Origin of the sequence: Pseudomonas sp. Z4-7 (assembly GCF_051131965.1) — a bacterium.
Lineage (GTDB): Bacteria > Pseudomonadota > Gammaproteobacteria > Pseudomonadales > Pseudomonadaceae > Aquipseudomonas.
The window spans coordinates 4,159,075-4,181,022 of record NZ_CP071642.1; the positions used below are offsets into that span (position 1 = coordinate 4,159,075).

Annotated in this window: 9 protein-coding genes; 3 read left to right on the forward strand and 6 right to left on the reverse strand. The window is 65.0% G+C overall.

All coding sequences use genetic code 11. The features are described from left to right. Window positions 1-41: 41 nt before the first annotated feature. From J3P91_RS18645 to J3P91_RS18660, 4 genes are all read right to left on the reverse strand, one after another. A complete protein-coding gene (locus tag J3P91_RS18645) occupies window positions 42-269 on the reverse strand; it encodes an MbtH family protein (protein WP_305499843.1) in 228 nt (75 codons plus the stop codon). 84 nt (window positions 270-353) lie between these two features. Next, entirely contained in the window at window positions 354-1,766 is a 1,413-nt protein-coding gene (locus tag J3P91_RS18650) for an aspartate aminotransferase family protein (RefSeq protein ID WP_434605169.1), read from the reverse strand. A 259-nt stretch (window positions 1,767-2,025) separates the two neighbouring features. After that, the gene (locus J3P91_RS18655; RefSeq protein ID WP_434601381.1) at window positions 2,026-3,360 is read right to left on the reverse strand and encodes an ATP-binding protein; all 1,335 of its coding nucleotides are present in this window, start codon (window positions 3,358-3,360) and stop codon (window positions 2,026-2,028) included. Beyond that, window positions 3,357-4,037 (reverse strand): response regulator, encoded by a 681-nt coding sequence (locus J3P91_RS18660; RefSeq protein WP_305499838.1) that lies wholly within the window; start codon window positions 4,035-4,037, stop codon window positions 3,357-3,359. The genes J3P91_RS18655 and J3P91_RS18660 overlap by 4 nt, the downstream gene beginning before the upstream one ends. A 175-nt stretch (window positions 4,038-4,212) precedes the next feature. Here J3P91_RS18660 and dsbD point away from each other — a divergent pair, with 175 nt between their 5' ends. Genes dsbD through dsbG form a run of 3 tightly spaced genes read left to right on the forward strand, consistent with a single transcriptional unit; the run spans window position 4,213 to window position 7,552 of the window. Beyond that, complete coding sequence (gene dsbD / locus J3P91_RS18665) at window positions 4,213-5,940, forward strand: protein-disulfide reductase DsbD (RefSeq protein WP_434572870.1); 1,728 nt, start codon at window positions 4,213-4,215, stop codon at window positions 5,938-5,940. Beyond that, window positions 5,940-6,809, forward strand: coding sequence for a TlpA family protein disulfide reductase (locus tag J3P91_RS18670; RefSeq protein WP_434601382.1), 870 nt, complete (start codon window positions 5,940-5,942; stop codon window positions 6,807-6,809). The genes dsbD and J3P91_RS18670 overlap by 1 nt, the downstream gene beginning before the upstream one ends. Beyond that, complete coding sequence (gene dsbG, locus J3P91_RS18675) at window positions 6,785-7,552, forward strand: thiol:disulfide interchange protein DsbG (protein ID WP_305499833.1); 768 nt, start codon at window positions 6,785-6,787, stop codon at window positions 7,550-7,552. Before J3P91_RS18670 ends, dsbG begins: the two co-directional genes overlap by 25 nt. Before the next feature lie 159 nt (window positions 7,553-7,711). Here the strand turns inward: dsbG and J3P91_RS18680 are convergent, their stop codons facing one another. After that, window positions 7,712-8,524, reverse strand: a complete 813-nt coding sequence (locus J3P91_RS18680; protein WP_434601383.1) for an alpha/beta fold hydrolase — start codon at window positions 8,522-8,524, stop codon at window positions 7,712-7,714. A 192-nt stretch (window positions 8,525-8,716) separates the two neighbouring features. Continuing rightward, a complete protein-coding gene (locus tag J3P91_RS18685) occupies window positions 8,717-21,700 on the reverse strand; it encodes a non-ribosomal peptide synthetase (RefSeq protein ID WP_434601384.1) in 12,984 nt (4,327 codons plus the stop codon). Between the last annotated feature and the right edge of the window lie 248 nt (window positions 21,701-21,948).

The window sequence follows — 21,948 nt, forward strand, 5'->3', positions numbered from 1 at the left end:
AGCAAGCTCGCTCCCACAGGGGTGTTCTCAGAACTTCTGTATCAATGGGCCACAGTCGCCTGCTCTTCCATTTTCTTGCGCAAGCTCAACGGGCGCATGTCGGTCCAGACCTCTTCGATGTAGGCCAGGCACTCCTTCTTGAAGCCGCTCTTGCCCACGGTCCGCCAACCTTCCGGAACGGCCTTGTAGTCCGGCCAGATCGAATACTGCTCTTCGTGGTTGACCACCACCTGGAAGAGGATGTCCTCGCGGTCGAATACTGAAGTCATGGTGTTTCTCCGTCGTTGCTCAAGGTTCGCCGCGCCATGGGCGCAGCCAAGGTATGAAAAGGAACGTACCGGGCCGGATGAAAATTAGGCGTCGGCCACGGCAGCCTCCAGGGCGCGCCGGAACAACTCGGCCACGCGGTCGATTTCCACCGCGGTAATGATCAGTGGCGGCAGGAAACGCACCACGCCACCCTGCCGTCCACCCAGTTCCAGGATCAGGCCGCGCTTGAGGCATTCACGCTGCAACCGCGGCGCCAGCCGTGCGTCCACCGGAGGATGGCCCAAAGCGTCCGGCTTGCCCACCGGGTCCACCAGCTCGACGCCGAGCATCAGGCCGCGACCGCGGATGTCGCCCAATTGCGGAAAATCCCTCTGCAGGATATGCAGATGCTCGCTCAAGCGCTCGCCCATGGCGGCGGCGTGGGCCGGCAGGTTGTGTTCGACCAGGTAGCGCATCACCGCGCTGCCCGCCGCCATCGCCATCTGGTTACCGCGGAAGGTCCCGGCATGGGCGCCCGGCAACCAGGTATCGAGCCAATCGCGATACACCACCACCGCCAGTGGCAGGCTGCCGCCAATGGCCTTGGACAGCACTACCACATCCGGAATGATGCCGGCGTGCTCGAACGCGAACATCTTGCCGGTGCGACCGAAACCACTCTGGATTTCATCGACGATCAGCGCCACCCCGGCCTGCTCGGTGATTCGCCGCAAGCCGCGCAGCCAATCGAGATCGGCCGGTATGACCCCGCCCTCGCCCTGCACCACCTCGACGATCACCGCCGCCGGTAACTGCACCCCGGCCTCGGGATCGTTCAGCAGGTTTTCCAGGTAATGCAGATTGGCCTTGACCCCCTCGACGCCACCGAGCCCGAACGGGCAGCGATAATCGTAGGGGTATGGCATGAACTGCACGCCGTTGCTGAGCAATGCCCCCAAGGGCTTCTTCGGCCCCAGGCTGCCCATCAGGCTCAGCGCGCCCTGGCTCATGCCGTGATATCCGCCCTGGAACGACAGTACGGTGCTACGCCCGGTGGCGGTGCGCACCAATTTGAGTGCCGCTTCCACCGCGTCGGTCCCCGTGGGGCCGCAGAACTGGATCTTCGCCTCGGCGGCGAGGCTCGCCGGCAACAGGCCGAACAGGTCCTGGACAAACCGGTCCTTGACCGGCGTGGTCAGGTCCAGGGTATGCAGGGGCAACTCGTCGGCGAGCACCTGCCGGATCGCCTCGATCACGACCGGGTGGTTGTGCCCGAGGGCCAGCGTGCCGGCGCCGGCCAGGCAATCGATGAAGGTCCGGCCTTCGACATCCTCGACGTAAAGGCCCTTGGCGCGCTTGAGGGCCAGGGGAATCCGCCGTGGATAGCTGCGGGCATTGGATTCCTGCCGGCTCTGGCGGGCCAGCAACGGTGATTCGTTGAATTGATAGAGCGTCTCGCCCGACGCGGGACTGACCCGCGCTGGCGCTGCTTCGACAGAAGGATTGGCGACTGACATTTCTCGACCCCGCGATGAGTGACCAAACGGCACACCGGACAGGTGCGCATTCAAGGCGCACATGCAGGTTTCCTGTTGTGGAAACGCATCAGCGAGGCAAGGATTTACTATCACCCTATCCCGTGGCGAGGGAGCTTGCTCCCGCTGGGCTGCGCAGCAGCCCCCTCAAGCCAGAGCACGCGGTAGATCAGATTGACCGAGGTGAAAAGTTTGGGCCCGCTGCGCGGTCCAGCGGGAGCAAGCTCCCTCGCCACGAGATCTACTGGCCCGAAGAGACTTGCACTGGCACGGTCAGTTCAACCCGCAGCCCGTCCGGGCGGCTGTCGAAATGCAGGCCGCAGCCGCAACGCTGGACGATAGCCTGGACGATCGCCAGGCCCAGACCGCAGCCGGTGCTGTGGCCGTTGCGCCAGAAGCGTTGGGTCAGGTGCTGGATATCCTCGGCGGCGATTCCGTCGCCATGATCACGTACCAGGAAACGCACGCGCTGGCCGATCATCTCCAGGCTCAGTTCGACCTCGGTATCGGCCGGGGTGTGGCGCAGGGCGTTCTCCAGCAGGTTGCGCAACGCGGCGATGGCCAGCACCGCCGGCATTTGCACCGGCGCATCGGACAGCGGCGGCGATAGGTGCAGCCTGATCCGCTGGGGCGCGCCGCCGGCCGCATCCTGGATCGCCAGTCGCGCGACCTGCTCGGCGTTGCATTGCACGCCATCATCAAACGAAAGGCTGCCCTCGACCCGCGCCAGCAGCAACAGTTGCTCAAGGGTACGGTGCAAGCGGTCGGCGCCATCCTCTGCCCGGGCCAGGGACTGATCACGCGCAGCCCCCTCGGTCATGCGCGCCACTTGCAGGTGGGTCTTGATGGCCGTCAGCGGGCTGCGCAATTCATGGGCAGCGTCACCGGTCAACCGGCGCTCGCGCTCGATGGTCTTGCCGATACGCTGGAACAGCTGGTTCTGGGTTTCCAGCAGGGGCCGCAGCTCGCTGGGCAGCGGATGGATCTGCAGGGGTTCGAGGGAGTCGGCGTTACGGCGCATCAACGCATCACGCATGCGATTGAGCGGCGCCAGGCCCTGTCCGATGCCCAGCCACAACAGGCACAGGCAACCGAGCAACGCCACGCCGACCGGCACCGACGCTGCCAGCAGCACCGACAGGTTCAACGCTTCGCGTTCGATCTGGCGATCGGCCGTGGTAATGCGCAAATCGCCTCGAACCAGGGTAAAGCTGCGCCATGGCGCACCGTCGATCATCTGATCATGGAAGCCTGTCTTCTCGGCTTCCAAGGCCTGTTCCGGGTTACCGTGGCTGCGCGCCAGGATCTCGCCGCGCAAGGAACTGACCTGACAGGCCATACCGCCCGGGATGCTCAACTGCTCCGAGCTCAAATGCGTGCCTTCACCTTTGCTGGGCACCGGCGGCAGTTGCTCCAGCAACCCGGCGACCATCCGCGCCGAAGCCACCAGGCGCTGGTCGAGGGAAAACATCATCTGGTTGCGCAGGTCGCTGAGCATCCAGGCCGCGGCCAGGGCCCAGATCAGGGTGAAGGCCGCGCCGAGCGTCAGGCTCAGCCGCAGTCGCAGGCTCATCACTTGGAGGATTCCCCGCCATCCGCCGGCCCCAGCCGATACCCCAGGCCACGCACGGTCTCGACAATGCCGTTGCCCAGTTTGCGGCGCAGATGGTGGATATGCACGTTCAAGGCGTTGCTTTCCAGCTCGTCACTGAACCCATAGACACTGTCCTTGAGTTGCTCGGTGGATAACACACGACCGCGACTGTGCAGCAGCGCCTGCAACAGCGACTGCTCGCGGCGCGAGAGGTCCACCGGCTGGCCGCCCAGCGTGGTTTCGCGGCTGCTGGGGTCGTAGGTCAGGCGACCGTGCTCGATCAGGTTGACGCTGCGCCCCGCCACGCGCCGCAGCAAGGTATGCAGGCGTGCCGCCAGTTCCCGCAGATCGAAGGGTTTGAGCAGATAATCATCGGCCCCGGCCTGCAGGCCGTCGACCCGATCGGTCACCGAGTCACGCGCGGTGAGGATCAGCACCGGCGTCTCCAGGCCTTGCTGGCGCAATTGCTTGAGCAGCTTGAGACCATCTTCATCGGGCAGGCCAAGGTCGAGCACCATGACATCGAATTCGGCGACACCCAGCATCGCCCGCGCCGCCGAGGCGGTGGCGACGTGTTCGACGGTCAGGCCTTGAGCGGTGAGCCCGGCGACAATGCCGCTGGCGATCAACTCGTCGTCTTCGCAGACCAGTACACGCATGGTAAGCCCCGTGGAAAAAGGTACATTAGGCCGCCGGCCGATTAAGTCGACATTATGCGACGAGTACGCCAGGCATGGGTGATCTTCGCTGTAAACCGGCCGTCGCCGGGTTAATCGACGGTTAATCGCCAGCCACCAATGTGCATTCCACTTGCTTCGTTCTAAGGCTTTATCCATGCGTCGATTGTTTTTGCTGTGTCTACTGCTGATCTCGGGTCTGGCCCAGGCCGCCAATCCTTTCGAGACCAAACCCGACTTCCTGCCGGTGGAAAAGGCCTTCGTCTTTACCTCCGAACGCCTGGACTCGGGTGAGACCCAGTTGTTCTGGCAGATCGCCGACGGTTACTACCTGTATCAGCAACGGCTCAAATTCGACGGCCTGGCCGACGCGCAGAAGCCCAGGCTGCCCGAGGGCGAAGCGCACAGCGATGAGTTCTTCGGCGACCAGCAAGTCTATCGCCAGGCACTGGAGCTGAAGATTCCCGCCGGGGCCACCGGCAAGATCAAGGTCGGTTTCCAGGGTTGTGCCGACGCGGGCCTCTGCTATCCGCCCCAGACCCAGGTGGTCGACCTGGGCGGCGACGCACCGGCCACGGCCAGTGGCGAGGCGCAGGACCAGGCCCTGGCCAGCGGCCTGCAACAGCGCGCGCTGGGCTGGAGCCTGCTGGTGTTCTTCGGCCTGGGGCTGCTGCTGGCGTTTACCCCGTGCTCGCTGCCGATGCTGCCGATCCTGGCGGGGCTGGTGGTGGGCAGCGGCGCCGGGCCCCGGCGCGGCCTGGCACTGGCCGGCAGTTATGTCATCAGCATGGCGCTGGTGTACGCCGCCATGGGCGTGCTTGCTGCGCTGTTGGGCGCCAATCTACAGGCACTGCTCCAGCAACCCTGGCTGCTGGGCACTTTCGCCGCGGTATTCGTGGTGTTGGCGCTGCCGATGTTCGGTTTCTTCGAACTGCAACTGCCAGCCGCTCTGCGTGATCGATTGGAAAATGCCGGCCGCCAGCGCCGCGGCGGCAGCCTGGTGGGCGCCGGCATTCTCGGGGCGTTGTCCGGCCTGCTGGTCGGCCCCTGCATGACCGCGCCCCTGGCCGGCGCGCTGCTGTACATCGCCCAGAGCGGCAACGCGCTGCATGGCGGGTTGATCCTGTTCACCATGGGGGTCGGCATGGGCCTGCCGCTGCTGTTGCTGGTGACCGTCGGCAATCGCTTCCTGCCCAAGCCCGGTGCCTGGATGAACCTGCTCAAGGGCGTGTTCGGCTTCCTGTTCCTGGGCACCGCGCTGCTGATGCTCCGCCCGGTCATCGATGGCTCATTGTGGATCGGACTGTGGGGCGCGTTACTGGTTGTCGCCGCCTATTGCGCCTGGCGCCAGACCCAGGGCTTCGGTCGCGCCGCCTATTTGTGGGGCAGCGTATCGCTGCTGTTCGGCCTGTGGGGTAGCGTGCTGGTGATTGGCGCGGCGGGCGGCAGCGACGATCTGTTCAGGCCGCTGCAGGTCTACAGCGGCGCCAGGGGCAGCGCCACCGTCAGCGCCCACGATGCCTTCGTCACGGTCAGCGAGCCCGCCGCCCTGCAGCGCGAACTGGACGCCGCCAAGGCGCAGGGCCAATGGGTGTTGCTCGATTACTACGCCGACTGGTGCGTGTCCTGCAAGATCATGGAAAAACAGGTCTTCGGCCGCGCCGAAGTGCTCGACGCCCTGAAAGGCGTACGCCTGCTACGCCTGGACGTCACCGCTGACAACGCCGCCAGCCGTGAGCTGCTGGGTCGCTACAAAGTGCCGGGGCCGCCGAGCCTGTTGTGGATCGGTGCCGACGGTGAAGAGCGCCGCAGCCAGCGGATCACCGGAGAAGTGGACGCCGAGGCGTTCCTGGAACGTTGGAACATGACCCGGAACGCACGCTGATGCTGACGTTTACCCTGGGCACCTTTGCCATCGCCCTCAATCATCTGCTGCTGATCAGCGCACTGGCCTTGGCGACTTTCGTCGGCTGGCGCGTGGCCAAGCGCGGCGGCGAGAACCCCGAGTCGGTGCTGTTCGGTCTGTTTCTGCTGGGGCTGCTTGCCGCGAGAATCGGCTTCGTCGCCGCGTACTGGAACCATTACCGGGACGACCTCTGGCAGATCGTCGATCTACGCGACGGCGGATTCCTGGCCTGGCCTGGCATCATCGCCCTGCTGGTCGCCGCGCTGCTCTGGGCGCGTCGCCGACCGGCCCTGCGCAGGCCCCTGGGCTTCAGCGTCGGCAGCGGTCTGCTGTTCTGGCTGGTGGCGACGATGTCGCTGACGATCTACGAGCAAGGCACCCGGCTGCCGGAGATCGAGCTGCGCAACGCTGAAGGCGAAACCGTGAACCTCGCCGACTACCAGGGCGGCCCCTTGGTGATCAACCTGTGGGCCACCTGGTGCCCGCCTTGCCGACGGGAAATGCCGGTCCTGGAGGAGGCGCAAAAACAGCGCCCGGACCTGACGTTCCTGTTCGTCAATCAGGCCGAAAGCATGCAAAGCGTCAGCACCTACCTCGCCACCCAGGGCCTGAGCCTGACCAACGTGCTGTTCGACGGCAGTGGACGCCTCGGCCAGGCCGTCGGCTCCATGGCCTTGCCGACGACCTTGTTCTACAACGCCGAGGGTCGCCTGCTGGGCAGCCACCTGGGCGAACTGTCGGAAGCGAGCCTGGCCCGCGCCCTGGAAAATTTCGAAACGCCGGGTTCCACCACGGCGATCCACCCCGCGACAAGGAAATTGCCATGCCCCGCCTCCACCACCTGCTGACCCTGGCCTTCGCCGGCGCACTGCTACAAGCGCCGCTGCTTCAGGCCGAAGAGCTGCCCGCGGCGATCAAGAAGATCGAAGCCAAGGGCGCGAAGATCGTCGGCACCTTCGACGCACCGAACGGCTTGCGCGGCTACGCGGCGCAGTACCAGAGCCGCGGCATGACGCTCTATCTGACGCCGGACGGCCAGCATGTGCTGCTGGGCAACCTGTACGACGCCGATGGCAAGGACCTGAGCCTCGAACCCCTGAAAAAGCTGGTCTACGATCCAATGTCGAAGGAGATCTGGGCGAAGATGCAAGCCAGCAGCTGGATCGCCGACGGCAGCAAGGACGCACCGCGCACCGTGTACCTGTTCAGCGACCCGAACTGCCCGTACTGCAACATGTTCTGGGAGCAGGCGCGGCCGTGGGTCAATGCCGGCAAGGTGCAGTTGCGCCACATCATGGTGGGCATCATCCGCGAAGACAGCCCGGGGAAATCAGCCGCATTGCTGGCCGCCAAAGAGCCGGAAAAAGCCCTGGCGGACCACGAAAAGGCCGGCAAGGGCAGCCCGCTGAAACCGCTGAAAGAAATACCGCCGGCGATCCAGGCCAAACTGGACGCCAACCAGCAGTTGATGGATGAACTGGAGCTGTCCGCGACCCCGGCGATTTTCTACCTGGACGACCAAGGCGACCTTCAACAGCAGCAAGGCGCGCCCTCGCCGGACAAGCTGGTGAAGATTCTCGGGCCGAAATAAACCCCCGGCCACCTGTGGCGAGGGAGCTTGCTCCCGCTGGGTTGCGCAGCAGCCCCAAAAAAGCATAGGCAATCAATCTGAAGAACCGCAGCAAGAGAACCAGGGGCTGCTGCGCAGCCCAGCGGGAGCAAGCTCCCTCGCCACGGGTTTGAGCAGCAATCAATGCCTGTGTTTCAGGAACCCCAGCAACGCCTCGGTCACAAACGCCGGGTTCTCCAGGTTGGAAATATGCCCCGCCTCGGGAATCAGCACATGCTCGCAGCCGATCAATTCAGCCATCTCCAGCGCCTCGGACGGTGGCCGTGGCTTGTCCTGGTCACCACACATCACCAGCGTGCGCTCGGCGTTCAACTCACGCAATTGCCCCAGGATGTCGTCCCGACCAAAGATGATCCGCCCCAGCGGCACGATGCTGTCGCGCAGGTGGTCGGCCGGCAATGCCGCCAAGGTGGCGCGGAACTGCTGGTAGAGCGCTGATTGCGGGTCGATGCCGGGCCGGAAGAAAATCGGCACGACGATGTCCAGCAACGGCTCCGGGATGCTACCGCTGGCCTCGATCTTGTCGAACAGCGAAAAGTAGTACAGACGGGTCGGCTCCGGTTCGACGCCCACATAGGTGTCCATCAATACCAGCGATTGCACGCGTTTGGGCGCCGCCAGCGCCAGGCGCGCGCCCCACATGCCGCCCACCGACAGCCCCACCAGGCTGAAGCAGTCGATGCCCAGCTGATCGAGCAACGCCAATGCCTGGCGAGCCAGATCGTTCAGCGAGGACGTATTCTCGGGCAAGCGCCCGGACTGGCCGTGGCCCCACAGTTCAGGGACGATGACCCGATAGTGCTTCGACAAGGCGTCAATCTGCGGCGTCCACATGCTGCGGTCCCACAAATAGCTGCTGCCGAGCAGCACCACCGGGCCCTGGCCCTGGTCGAGGTAATGGAGCGGTTGTCCGTCGATCGTTGCGAAGGGCATGAGTGAATTCCTTGATTGAGTCCGGAAAAACCTTCGGGAGACTGGGCCGCGATGAGCGGGTCGTCAACTTTGAGTTTTGCGTTGTTCATGCAAACGCCATCGCGAGCAGGCTCGCTCCCACACGGATCATGTTGACCAATCCACTGTGGGAGCGAGCCTGCTCGCGAAAGGGTCCTTATAGACGCCGCAAAACTACATTCCTTCCAATTCCGCCATCAAATCATTCAGTCGATCGACTTTCTCCTCGGTGATTTCACTGGCCCCCAGCCCTGCGATGTATTCGGCCAGTTCCTGCACCGTGCTGCACTCGAACATGGCCCGGAGCGGCACGTTGCGCTGCAAGGCTTTTTGCACGCGCGAGGCGATCTGTGTGGCCAGCAATGAGTGTCCGCCCAGCTCGAAGAAGTTGTCGCGTACGCCCACCCGCTCGACCTTCAGCACCTCGGCCCAGATGTCCGCCAGGGTCTGTTCCAGCTCATTGCTTGGGGCCTGGTAATCCTGGCTTTGCAACTGGCCGATCTCCAGGGCCGGCAAGGCCTTGCGATCGAGCTTGCCGTTGGCGTTCAGGGGCAGGCGGTCGAGCCACAGCCAGTGCAGCGGCACCATGTATTCCGGCAATTCGCTGCGCAGGCGCTGCTTGATGCGATCCAACCGCTCGGTCGGGCTCAGCGTCGCGTCGGCGGCGACCAGATAACCCACCAGATGTCTGCCATTGGCGCCTTCCTGCACGCCCACTGCCGCATCACGGACTTCGGGCTGTTCATGCAGCCGCGCTTCGATTTCCCCCAGCTCGATGCGATAGCCGCGAATCTTCACCTGGTGGTCGATCCGCCCGACATATTCCAACACCCCATCGCTGCGGCGGCGCGCCAGGTCACCGGTGCGGTACAGCCGGTCGCCCGGCGCCCCGAACGGATCGGGCACGAACACCGGCGCCGTGCGCAGCGGATCGCCGACATAACCGCGCCCGACCCCGGTGCCGGCAACGCACAACTCGCCCACCGCGCCCAGCGGCACCAGTTCCAGCGCACCGTCGAGCAGGTACAGGCGGTTATTGTCGGTCGGCGTGCCGATGGGCAGGTAGCTGCCGCGCGTCGAAGCCAGGTCGACCCGGAAGAACGCCACGTCATCGGAACATTCGGCCGGACCGTAGGCATTCACCAGGCCGATGTCCGGATAACGCAACAACCATTGATGGGCCAGTTCCGGCGGCATTGCCTCGCCGGTCGGAAGCATCCAGCGCAGGCCTTCCAAGCCGATGCGTTCCTCGGCGAGCATTCCCTGGATCAACGATGGCACGCTCTCCAGCACGCTGATGCCCTGGCGTTTTACGTGCTCCAGCAGCCCTTGCGGGTCGTGGGCGATGGCATTGGGCACGATGTCCACCCGAGCACCGAACAGCGGCGCGGCAAGGAACTGCCAAACGGAAATGTCGAAGCTCTGCGACGCCGTCTGGGCAATCACGTCCGTCTCGTCCAGCGCCAGGTAAGGCACCTTGCTGAGCTGGTTATTGAGCATGCCCCGCTGCTGCACCATGACGCCTTTGGGCAAGCCGGTGGAACCGGAGGTGTAGATCACGTAGGCCAGGTTGTCCGGCCCGCTGTAGAGGCGCGGATTGTCCCGCGACACATCGCTGGCCTGAACGGTTTCCCAGACCAGCAGCTTTGGCCGGCCGGCGCAGGCGAACTCTTCCAGCAAGGCCAGCGCCTGTTCATGACAGGCCTGGGTGCAGACCAGCAACGGCGTGCGGCTCAGTTCGATGATACGGCTCAGGCGCTGGCTCGGCAGGCTCGGATCAAGCGGCAGGTAACCGCCGCCGGCCTTGAAGCTGCCGATGATCATGCCCAACAGGTCGAGATCGCGTTCGGCCAGCAGCGCCACCGGTTGGTCAAGCCCGACGCCAGCGGCGACCAACGCATGGCCGAGGCGATTGCTGCGCTCGTTCAGCTCGGTGTAAGTGCAGCGGGCCTCCAGGCAACTGGCGGCGATGCGTTGCGGATGGGCCGCCACCTGGGCCTCGAACAGCTCGGCGTAACTGCGCTCCAGCGGATAGGCGCGCTCGCTCTGGTTGCAGCCTTCGATCAGGAAGTCCTGTTCCGCGCTGCCAATCAGCGGCAGCTCAGCCACGTCGCCGTGAAAACCTTCCATCAAGGCGAGCAACAATCGCTTGAACTCGCCCAGCAGGCCCTGGACGGTGGACTCATCGAAATAGCGCTGGTCGTAAGACAGGTGCAGCCCCAGGTCATCACCCGGATAGCAGACCGCCGTCAGCGGGAAGTTGGTGTGGGTGCGGCCCGAGTCCGAGGTGGCATTGAGACTCTGGGCACGATCCAGCACCGAGACTTCCACCGGTGCGTTCTCGAACACGAAGAGGCTGTCGAACAGCGGCTGGCCCTTGGGCAGTTCGCTGACTTCCTGGATGCTCACCAGCGGCAGGTATTCGTACTCGCGCAACTGCATGTTGCTGTCCAGCAAGCCGTTGAGCCACTGACGCACGCTGCAACGCTGGTCATCGCCCGGGAACTGCACCCGCAGAGCGACACTATTGATGAACAAGCCCACGGTGCGTTGCATCTGCGGCAATTCCACCGGGCGCCCGGCCACGGTGACGCCGAAGAGTACGTCCCGATCGCCGCTGACCCGGCGCAATACCAGGGCCCACGCGGCCTGGGCGAACGTATTCACGGTCAGTTGATGGGCCTGGGCCAGTTCTCGCAGTCGCGCGCCGTCCCGAGCGTGGAGCCGGGTGTAGCAGTCACCGACGACCATGCCGCCACTGTCACCGGCGTGTTCGCGCAGGAACGGGCGATCGGCGGGGATCGGCGTGGTCCGCTCGAAGCCTTGCAGATTCTGCTTCCACCATTGCCGGGCTTCAGCCAGGCCCTGGCGTTGCAACCAGCCGATGTAGTCGCGATAGCGCGGCGGCACGGCCAGCCGGGGCTCGCGATGTTCACCGAGGGCGGTGTAGATCTCGAAGAAATCATCCATCAGCAGTGAACGGCACCATGCATCGATCAGGATGTGGTGGTTGCTCATCAAGAACCAGTAGCGCGCCGCGCCGACCCGGATCAATCGCAGGTGAAACGGTGCCTCGTTGAGCAGATCGAAACCGGCCTCGCGCTCGCGCTTGAGCAGCGCCTGGAGCTTGGGCTCCTGATCGTTCTCAGGCACGTGCAGCCAGTCGAGGTATTCCACCGGCGTGCGCCCGGGCTTGTGGATGATCTGCAGCATGTCTTCGCCGACGTTCCAGCAGAACGAAGCGCGCAAGGCTTCGTGGCGGGCAATCACCGCCTGCCAGGCCTGGGCGAAACGCTGTGGGTCCAGCTCGCTGTTGATGCGGTAGCGGTCCTGCATGTAGTACAGGCCCGTGCCCGGCTCGAGCAGGGTGTGCAGCAACATGCCTTCCTGCATCGGCGTCAGCGGGTAGACATCCTCGATCTGCCCGGCCGGCACCGGCAGGTTGTCCAACTGTGCCTGGGTCAGTTTTGCCAGCGGGAAATCCGACGGCGTCAGGCCGCCCGCCTCGTCCGCCAGGCAATGTTCGATCAGCCGCTGCAACTCGTCGAGATAGGCCTCGGCCAGCGCGACGATGCTTTCACGGTCATGCCGCTCGGCGCTGAAGGTCCAGCGCAACAGCAGTTCGCCGCCGCTGACCTGGCCGTCGACACTCAACTCGTTCGGCAGTGGCGCGTCAGGGTCATGAATGGCGCCAAGAGGCGCATCCAGCGGTTGGAACAACGCGTCCTGGCCGAGCGTATGGTCAAGCTGACCGAGGTAATTAAAAGTGATCGCCGCTTGCGGCAAACCGGCCATCGCCTGGCGTGTGCCGGTGTCCGCCAGATAACGCAGCACGCCGTAGCCGAGGCCCTTGTGGGGCACCGCGCGCAGTTGCTCCTTGATGGCTTTGATCGACGCGCCGACATCATCGGCCGCTGGGCTCAGGCGCAGCGGATAGACACTGGTGAACCAGCCCACGGTGCGCGTCAGGTCGACGTCATCAAACAGCGCCTCGCGGCCATGGCCTTCGAGCTGGATCAGCGCCGATTGCTGATTGCCTTGGCGGCACAGCACGCGGGCGAGCGCCGTGAGCAGCAGGTCGTTGACCTGGGTGCGATAGGCGCTCGGTGCCTGCTGCAACAGTTGCCGGGTACGCTCGGCGTCCAGGCGCACGCTGACGCTTGCGGCGTGTCGCTCCTGCCGCCCGCCGCCAGGGTTCGCGCAAGGCAGCGTAACGTCCGGCCCGCTCAGTTGGTCGCGCCACCAGTTCAATTCCTCGCGCAGGGATTCGCTGCCGGCGTAGGCCTGCAACCGCGCAGCCCAGTCACGCAACGGGCTGGTCTTGGCCGGTAGCCGCAGCGTTTGCCCGCCGGCAGATTGGCGGTAAGCCGTCTGCAGATCGTCCATCAATACCCGCCATGAAACCCCGTCCACCACCAGGTGATGGATGGCGATCAGCAGGCGCTGCCGACTGTCCGGCAAGTCCGCCAGCACGGCGCGCAGCAACGGCCCGCTCGACAGCTGGAAGCCAAGCTGCGCCTGGGCAAACAGCGCTTCGCAGGCTTGTGTGGACTCCACCGAAAGATGCTGCAGCAACGCCCCATCGAACAAGGGCTGGTGCTCGGCGCGCCAATGCCCGTTGGTATTGGCGAAGCCAAGGCGCAAGGCATCATGCTGCTGGAAAACAGCCTGCAACGCCTGCTCCAGGAGCTGTGGTTCGAGACGCGTGGTCGGCTCCAGCAGCAACGCCTGGTTCCAGTGATGACGGTTGGGTATCTCGCTGGCGAAGAACCAGTGCTGGATCGGCGTAAGTCCCGACTCACCGCTCAGCAGCCCTTGCTCGACACTCACCTGCTTGCTGCGGGTGGCGATGGCGGCCAGGGCCTGCACGGTCTGATGCTGGAACAGGTCTCGCGGCGTGAAGTGAATGCCCTGCTGCCGGGCACGGCTGACGACCTGGATCGACAGGATCGAATCGCCGCCCAGCTCGAAGAAGTTGTCGTTGAGGCCAACCTGTCCGACGTTCAGCACCTCGCACCAGATCGCTGCGAGCGCTTGTTCCAGGGCATTGCTCGGCGCCACGTACTGCTGGCGATTGAGCTCCGGATCGGGCATCGGCAAGGCGCGGCGATCGAGTTTGCCGTTGGCGGTCAGCGGCATGCTCGCCAGCAGGATCAGGTGAGTCGGCACCATGTAGTCCGGCAATTGCGCCTTGAGGTGCTGCTTCAGCGCTTCGCGCAGGGCCGCTTGCGCCGTGGCGTCCTGCTCGGCGATGTCGCTGGCCAGATAAGCGGCCAACTGCTTGCCGCCCGGCATGTCGAGGGCCAGGACCACCGCTTCGCGCACGGCAGCGTGCTCCAGCAGGCGGTTTTCGATTTCCCCCAGTTCGATGCGGAAACCGCGAATCTTCACTTGATGATCGATTCGTCCCAGGTACTCCACTTGGCCGTCGGCACGCTGGCACACCAGGTCGCCGGTGCGGTACAGCCGACCGCCATCGGCGGCAAACGGATCGGCGACGAAGCGCTCGGCGGTCATGCCCGGACGCTGGTGATAACCCTGGGCCAGGCCGGCGCCACCAACGTACAGCTCACCCGTCGCGCCTGGCGGCACCAACGCCAGGTCCGCGTCGAGAATGTAGGCCCGTCGGGCGCCGATCACGCTGCCGATCGGTACACTGCCCGCGCCCTCCTCCAGTTGTTCCGGCGCCAGGCTCGCCAGCGGCATCACCACCGTCTCGGTCGGACCATAGGCGTTGAAAAACAGGCTCGGGCTGAACGCGGCGCGGATGCGCTGCAGGTGTTCGCCGGTCAACGCTTCGCCACCGGTGATGCACATGCGCACCGGCAACGTTTGCCCCTGGGTCGCCAGCCATTGCGCCAACTGGCTGCCATAACTCGGGGTAAAGCCAAGAATATTGATGCGGTGCTCACGGATCAGCCCGCAAATTTCCTGAGCATCCCACTGGCCCTGGGCGCGCAGCACCACGTGAGCGCCGCTGAGCAAAGACACCAGCAGGCGCTCGGTGGCCGCGTCGAAATTGATCGAATAGAAATGCAGCTCGCAGTCGTCCGGGCGCATGCCGAAACGGCGGATCACCGCCTGGCAATGCATGGCGATTTCACCGTGGGACACGACCACGCCCTTGGGCTTGCCGGTGGAGCCGGAGGTGTAGATCAGGTACGCCTGGTGCTGCGGCAGATTGATCAGCGACGGCGACTGGTCCGGGTACTGCGCCAACGCCTCGCTGTCGTCCTCCAGGCACCAGCGCTGCACGCCCGGCGGCAATGGGCCGAGGGCCTGGAACATGGTCCGGTCGCTGAGCAGCAGACCGACGCCACTGTCTTCGATCATGTAGTGCAAGCGGTCCAGCGGGTATTCCGGATCCAGCGGCACGTAGGCGCCACCGGCCTTGAGGATCGCCAGCAGGCCGATGACCATTTCCAGCGAGCGCTCCAGCGCCAGGCCCACCCGTACCTGCGGCCCGACGCCCCGCTCGCGCAGCATCCAGGCCAGACGATTGGCGCGGCGTTCGAGTTCGGCATAGCTCAGGGTCTGCCCGGCGAACGTCAGCGCGGCTGCGTCGGGACGCGTCCGGGCCTGTTCTTCGAACAGCACGTGGAGGCATTGATCGAGGCGATGCTCACCGGGCTCGACGCCCAGGCTGTCGAGCATTTGCTGCTGCTCGCCGACGCCAAGCAACGGCAGTTCGCTCAGCCGCCGAGCCGGATCGACCAGCAACGCCTCCAACAGGTTGCGCCAATGACCGGCCATGCGGGCGATGCGCGGCTCATCGAACAGATCGGTGCTGTAGGTCAGGCAGCAACCCAGGCGCTGATCGAGGTCGGTGACTTCCAGGTTGAGGTCGAACTTGGTGGCGCGGGCGTCGTTGACCAAGTAATCGACGCTCATGCCGGCCAACGTGCGGCTCTGTTGGAATTCCCAGCGCTGGACGTTGCACATCACCTGGAACAGCGGGTTGTATGCGGCACTGCGCGGCGGTTGCAGGGCTTCGACCAGATGATCGAAGGGCAAGTCCTGGTGGGACTGGCCTTCGATCACGGTGTGGCGCACCTGCTCGAAGAGTTCGCCCACCGACATTTGCCCATCGAGCTGACAACGCAGCACCTGGGTATTGAGGAACGCGCCGATCAGTCCTTCGCTTTCCGGGCGGATGCGGTTGGCCACCGGCGCGCCGATGCGCAGGTCGGTCTGGCCGCTGTAGCGATAGAGCAGCACGGCCAGGGCGGCGGTCATGGTCATGAACAGGGTCAGGCCACGTTCGGCATTGAAGGCGCGGACCCGCGCGGCCAACTCATCGCTGAGGTCGAAACGGAACAGTTCGCCACGATGACTTTGCACCGGCGGACGCGGGCGATCGGCGGGCAGCTCCAGCAAGGGATGTTCGCGGCCCAGTTGAGCGGTCCAGTAGTCCAGTTGACGCTGGCGTTCGCCGGATTCCAGCCATTGGCGCTGCCAGACGCTGTAGTCGAGGTATTGCACCGGCAACGGCTCCAGCGGCGACTCGCGATCATCGACGAAGGCCTCATACAGCGCGCTCAGCTCACGGGCGAAAATGTCCATCGCCCACCCTTCGGTGACGATGTGGTGCAAGGTCAGCACAAAGTAATGCTCATGCTCGGCGGTCTTGACCAGGCAGGCCCGCAGCAGCGGCCCGGTTTCCAGGTCGAAGGGTTCGTGGGCCTCGCTGTCGGCCAGTTGCCGGACCCGTTGCTGGCGCATGTCGGCGTCGAGCATCGAGAAATCCTTCCAGCCCATGCGCAGGCCCGTCTCGCCGTGCACCTGTTGGCGAGGCACGCCATCGATGCTCGGGAACGTTGTGCGCAGGGTTTCGTGGCGCAGGATCAGGGCCTGCAACGCCGCTTCAAAGCGTCCGACATCCAGCACCCCGCGCAACCGCGCCATGCCGCCGACGTTGTAGGCCGGGCTGTCCGGCTCCATTTGCCAGAGGAACCACATACGCTGTTGGGAATAGGACAGCGGCACCGGTTGGCTGCGGTCGACTTTCTCGATCGGCGGCTGGCGGTTGGTCTGGCCGCTTACCTGAATCAACCGCACCTGTTCAGCGAAGGCGCCCAACTCACTGGCTTCGAACAACGCGCGCAGCGGTAGCTCGACATCGCAGGCCTGGCGGGTGCGGGAAATGATCTGGGTCGCCAGCAACGAATGGCCGCCCAAGGCGAAAAAGTCATCGCGCAAGCCAACGCGCTCCAGACCCAGCACGTCGCGCCAGATGCCGGCGACCCGCTGTTCGAGGGCGCTGACCGGCTCGACGTGCTCGCGCACTTGCCACTGCGGCTCGGGCAAGGCGCGACGGTCGAGCTTGCCGCTCGGACTCAGGGGCATGACGTCCAGGCGCAGCAATTGCGCAGGCACCATGTAGTCGGGCAATTCGCCGACGAGGGCGTTTTTCAGGCGAGCAGCCTGGACGGTTTCATCTTCATCGACATCGACCGCGGTGTAGTAGCCGATCAATTGCGCACCGGCCGCGGTGTCACGTACCAGCACCGCCGCTTGGGCGACGCCCTGCTGGGCGAGCAGTCGCGCTTCGATTTCCTGCGGCTCGACCCGGAAACCACGCAGCTTGACCTGCTGGTCGAGGCGACCGAGGTATTCGATGACGCCGTCAGCGCCCCAGCGCGCCCGGTCGCCGGTGCGGTACAGGCGCGCGCCGGCCGAACCCAGCGGGTCGGCGACAAACCGCTCGGCCGTCAGCCCCGGTCGTCCCAGGTAACCCCGGGCCAGGCCGAGGCCACCGATGCACAATTCACCCGGCACACCGACCGGCACCGGATTGAGGTCACTGTCGAGGATGCGGCAGAGCACATTGGCCAGCGGACGACCGATCGGCGAGCGCTCGCCATCGGCCTCGCTGCAGTGCCAGTGCGTGACGTTGATAGCGGTTTCGGTCGGGCCGTAGCGGTTGTGCAGCTGCACCGCCGGCAGTTGCGCCAGCACCCGGTTGCGCAACTCGGCCGGCAACGCTTCGCCGCCGGAAAAGATCCGCCGCAAGCTCGTGCAGCGGGCGCTCAACGGCTCCTCGATGAACAGGCTGAGCAGCGGCGGTACAAAATGCAGCGTGGTCACGCCAAACCGCTCGACCAACTGCGCGATACGGTGCGGGTCGCGGTGCTCGCCGGGGCCGGCCAGTACCAGTTGGCAGCCGTTGATCAGCGGCCAGAAGCACTCCCACACCGACACGTCGAAACTGATCGGCGCCTTTTGCATGAGCACGTCGGTTTCATCCAGCCCATAGGCGGCCTGCATCCATTGCAGGCGCTCGGCCAGGGCGGCATGGGTGTTGCCGACGCCCTTCGGCTGACCGGTCGAACCGGAGGTGTAGATCACGTACGCCAGATGCTCACCATGCAAATGCAGCCCCGGCGGATTGCTCGGCCATTGCTCCAGATACAGGGCGTCCATGGCGATGACGCTGACGCCTGCGCAGGCCGGCAAGCGGTCCAGCAAGGCGGTTTGGGTCAGCAGCAGATCGACGCCGCTGTCACCCAACATGTAGGCCAGACGCTCGGCCGGATAATCGACATCCAGCGGCACATAGGCGCCCCCCGCCTTGATGATCGCCAACACGCCGATCAGCAACTGCGGCGAACGCTCGGCGGCAATCGCCACGCAGACGTCCGGGCCGACGCCTTTGTCCCGCAGGTAATGGGCCAGGCGATTGGCCTGGGTGTGCAGCTCGGCATAGTCCAGCGCACCGCCGTCCCACTGCAACGCGGTACGTTGCGGGGTGCGGCGGGCCTGTTCGTTGAGCAGTTCCGGCAGCCACTGGCTGGCCGGCTCGCAAGGCGCCGAGCCCCATGGCAGCTGTTGCGCGGATTCAGCGTCGCTCAACAGCTGCACGTCGCCGATCGCCTGTTGCGGGTTGCTGCAAACCGCCCGAAGCAGGCTGCAAAAGTGTTCGGCCAAGCGGGCGATAGTCGTCGCCTCGAACAGCTCGTCAGCGTAATCGAACGACAGCGTCAGCCGTCCGTTGCGGTCCTCTTCGCTATGCAACTGCAAGTCGAACTTGGCTTCGCGGCTGTGCCACGGCAACTCATCGGCCAACAGCCCCGGCAGGCGCCGCAACGCGCCGAGGTCGCGCTGCTGATGGTTGAACATGACCTGGAACAGACCTTGGTCCCGCGCCTGTGGGTACGCTTCCAGCAGTTGTTCGAAAGGCAGGTCCTGATGCGCCTGGGCGCCCAGCGTGGCTTCCCGGGCCTGGGCCAGCAGCGCGGCGAATGGCTGGCGCGAATCGGTTTGCGCGCGCAGCACCTGGGTGTTGATGAAGAAGCCGATCAGGCCCTGGGTTTCCCGGCGCGGGCGGTTGGCGTTGGGCACGCCGATGCGGATGTCGGACTGGCCGGTGTAGCGCTGCAGCAGCGCCTGGAATGCCGCCAGCAAGAACATGAACGGCGTGGCGTCATGGGCCTGGGCCGTCCGGCGCAGGGCATCGCCGAGGTCCTTGTCCAGGCGCAGGCTGTGGCGCGCGGCGCTGCGCTGATGCAGGGCGCTGCGCGGATGATCGGTGCTCAGCGCCAGGGTCGGATGCTCATCGCCCAGTTGCTGTTTCCAATAGGCCAGTTGGCGCTCGGCTTCACCTTGCCCGAGCCATTGGCGCTGCCAACTGCCGTAGTCGGCGTAGTGCAACGGCAACGGCGCCAACTCGGCGACCTGTCCCTGGGACGCCGCGGCGTAGAGCCGTGAGAACTCCTCGATCAGGACGTTCATCGACCAGCCATCGGCGATGATGTGGTGCATCGTCACCAACAGTTGATGGTCGTCCTGATCCAGGCGCAACAAGGTGACCCACAGCAGCGGACCCTTTTCCAGATCGAACTGGGTGGCGGCTTCGTCTTCGCGGATCTGCCGCGCCCGCGCTTCGCGCTGGTCAGCAGGCATGTCGCAAAGATCGATCACCTGAAGATTGAACTCGCCGGCCGGATCGATTTGCTGCAAGGCCACCCCATCGCGTTCCAGGAACCGCGTGCGCAGGGACTCATGGCGCTCGATCAATTGCTGGAAGCTGGCGCGCAAGGCGTTTTCGTCCAGCTCGCCGCGCAGGCGGATGGCGCCGGGAATGTTGTAGGCACGGCTTGCCGGATCCAGCTGCCAGGTTAGCCACAAGCGGTTTTGCGCCAACGATTGCGGCAGCGGCTCGTGGCGTGGCAACCGGCTGATGGCGCCCTGGGCCTGGCCGCCGTCCTGCTGCAGGTTCGCCACTGCCGCGGCAAAAGCGCCGAGCGTTGGGGCTTCGAAGAGCAGGCGCAGGTTGAGCTCCAAGCCGAGGGTTTCGCTCAGCCGCGCAATGACTTGGGTGGCGGCGATGGAATTGCCGCCCAGCAGGAAGAAATGATCGTTGCCCTGGACCTGGTCGACCTGTAACTGCTCGCACCAGATCTGGCCAATCAGCGTTTGCAGCTTCGATGAAGCGCCCGCCTCACGGGTTTGCACCTCGACCGAGGGAAACAGCGCATAGCTGTCGAGGCTGCCGTCAGCCAGTCGTGCCCGGCAGGCCGAACGCTGCAGCTTGCCGCTCGAAGTCTTCGGCAAGGCCCCCGGGTTGAGCAGCACCACCACGCTCGGGGCTTGCTGGCAGGCATCGGCCACGGCCTGGCGAATCGCTTTGATCAAGGCCTCGGCCGGGAGGATTTTCTGCACACTGCGGCTGATTTCCGCGGCAATCCCGATCCCCTCTTCGCCGCCGTTGTCGACCGCGAATGCAGCGACCCGTCCCTTGCGCACCACCTCGACTTCGCGTTCTACGGCTTGCTCGATGTCCTGTGGATAAAGGTTATGCCCGCGCACGATGAGCAAATCCTTCAGGCGCCCCGTGATGAACAGCTCGCCTTCGCGCACAAAGCCAAGGTCGCCGGTGCGCAGCCAGGTGCGGCCGGCATGCTGGACGAATGTCCTGGCGCTGGCCTCGGGGTTGCGCCAGTAACCGTGGGCAATGCTCGGCCCGGCGGCCCAGACTTCGCCGACCTGACTGTCGGCCAGCGGCTGTAGCGTGGCGGGCTCGACGATCAGTACCGCATGGTCCGGCTGGCTCACGCCGCAACTCATCACTGCACTGCCCTGCCCCGGCTCGGCGCGGTTTTGCGCCAGTGCCGCGTCATCCATTCGCATCGCGGGGATGCCTCGGCCACGCGGCGTGCCGGCGACGAACAGGGTGGCTTCGGCCAAGCCATAGGAAGCCATGAAACTGTCCGGCGTGAAGCCGCACGAGGCAAATTTTTCGGCGAAGCGCTCCAGGCTGTCGAGGCGAATCGGTTCGGAGCCGGAATAGGCCACGCGCCAATGGCTCAAGTCGAGGCGCTCCAGGGCCGATTCACTGACCCGCTCGCTGCACAGCCGGTAGGCGAAATCCGGGCCGCCGCTGATGGTGCCGCCGTACTCGCTGATCGCTTCCAGCCAACGCAACGGTCGGGCGAGGAAATACGCCGGCGACATCAGTACGCACGGCACTCCGCTGAAGATCGGTTGCAGCAAACCGCCGATCAGGCCCATGTCGTGATACAGCGGCAGCCAGCTGACAATGACGTCGTCGGGATTCACGTCAATGCCGAAGCCATGCCGGATCAGCGCTTCGTTGGCCACCAGGTTGCCGTGGCTCACCTGCACCCCCTTGGGCAACGCAGTGGAGCCGGAGGTGTATTGCAGGAAGGCGATGTCATCGTCTTGCAGGTTCGGCGCCCGCCATTGGCCGGCGTGGGCCGGATCGAGGGCATCGACACAGAGTACCGGCGGTGCCGATTCGATGGCCTGCAGCGTGTCGCGCACCTCACTGCTGGTGAGCAATAGCCGCGGCTGGGCGTCGGCGATAATCGACAGCAGACGCTCCTGATGGTGGCGGCGGGTGGACTCGGGTGGGTAGGCCGGAACGGCGATCACGCCGGCGTACAGGCAACCGAAAAACGCCGCGACGTAATCCGGGCCGCTGGGGAATAGCAGTACGGCGCGATCACCCAGTTCCGCCTCGGCCTGCAAAGCGGCGGCGATGGTCCGGGCGCGCAAGTCCAGGTCGCGATAACTCAACACGACGCCCTGCTGCGGGGTGTCGGCAAGAAAGCGCAAGGCCACCCGGTCCGGCGTCAACGCGGCGCGGCGCTGGAGGGCATGGGCCAGGGTGCTGGGGAGTTCGAACGCGTCGGTCATGTGGGGTTCCTGCCTGGATTCGGCTTGCAAGTGGTCACCCTTGGGAACGGATTACACCGGCAAATAATTAGTCGCAGGCCTTGCCTCCGCGCATCCGGACGATCATCGGTCGGCGCCACGCCGCGGCAACGGGTCGCAGTTTCCAGGCTGGACTTCCGCCTATCAATAATTCTTCTTCTCAATTGACAACGATTATCATTAAGCCTAATTTGGCGCTCGACATGTAGGACGGATCCGATGCACGGGTC

Coding starts and splice junctions, on each gene's coding strand:
- J3P91_RS18645 (WP_305499843.1), bottom strand. CDS start 269: ATGACTTCAGTATTCGACCGCGAGGACATCCTCTTCCAGGTGGTGGTC.
- J3P91_RS18650 (WP_434605169.1), bottom strand. CDS start 1,766: ATGTCAGTCGCCAATCCTTCTGTCGAAGCAGCGCCAGCGCGGGTCAGT.
- J3P91_RS18660 (WP_305499838.1), bottom strand. CDS start 4,037: ATGCGTGTACTGGTCTGCGAAGACGACGAGTTGATCGCCAGCGGCATT.
- dsbD (WP_434572870.1), top strand. CDS start 4,213: ATGCGTCGATTGTTTTTGCTGTGTCTACTGCTGATCTCGGGTCTGGCC.
- J3P91_RS18670 (WP_434601382.1), top strand. CDS start 5,940: ATGCTGACGTTTACCCTGGGCACCTTTGCCATCGCCCTCAATCATCTG.
- dsbG (WP_305499833.1), top strand. CDS start 6,785: ATGCCCCGCCTCCACCACCTGCTGACCCTGGCCTTCGCCGGCGCACTG.
- J3P91_RS18680 (WP_434601383.1), bottom strand. CDS start 8,524: ATGCCCTTCGCAACGATCGACGGACAACCGCTCCATTACCTCGACCAG.
- J3P91_RS18685 (WP_434601384.1), bottom strand. CDS start 21,700: ATGACCGACGCGTTCGAACTCCCCAGCACCCTGGCCCATGCCCTCCAG.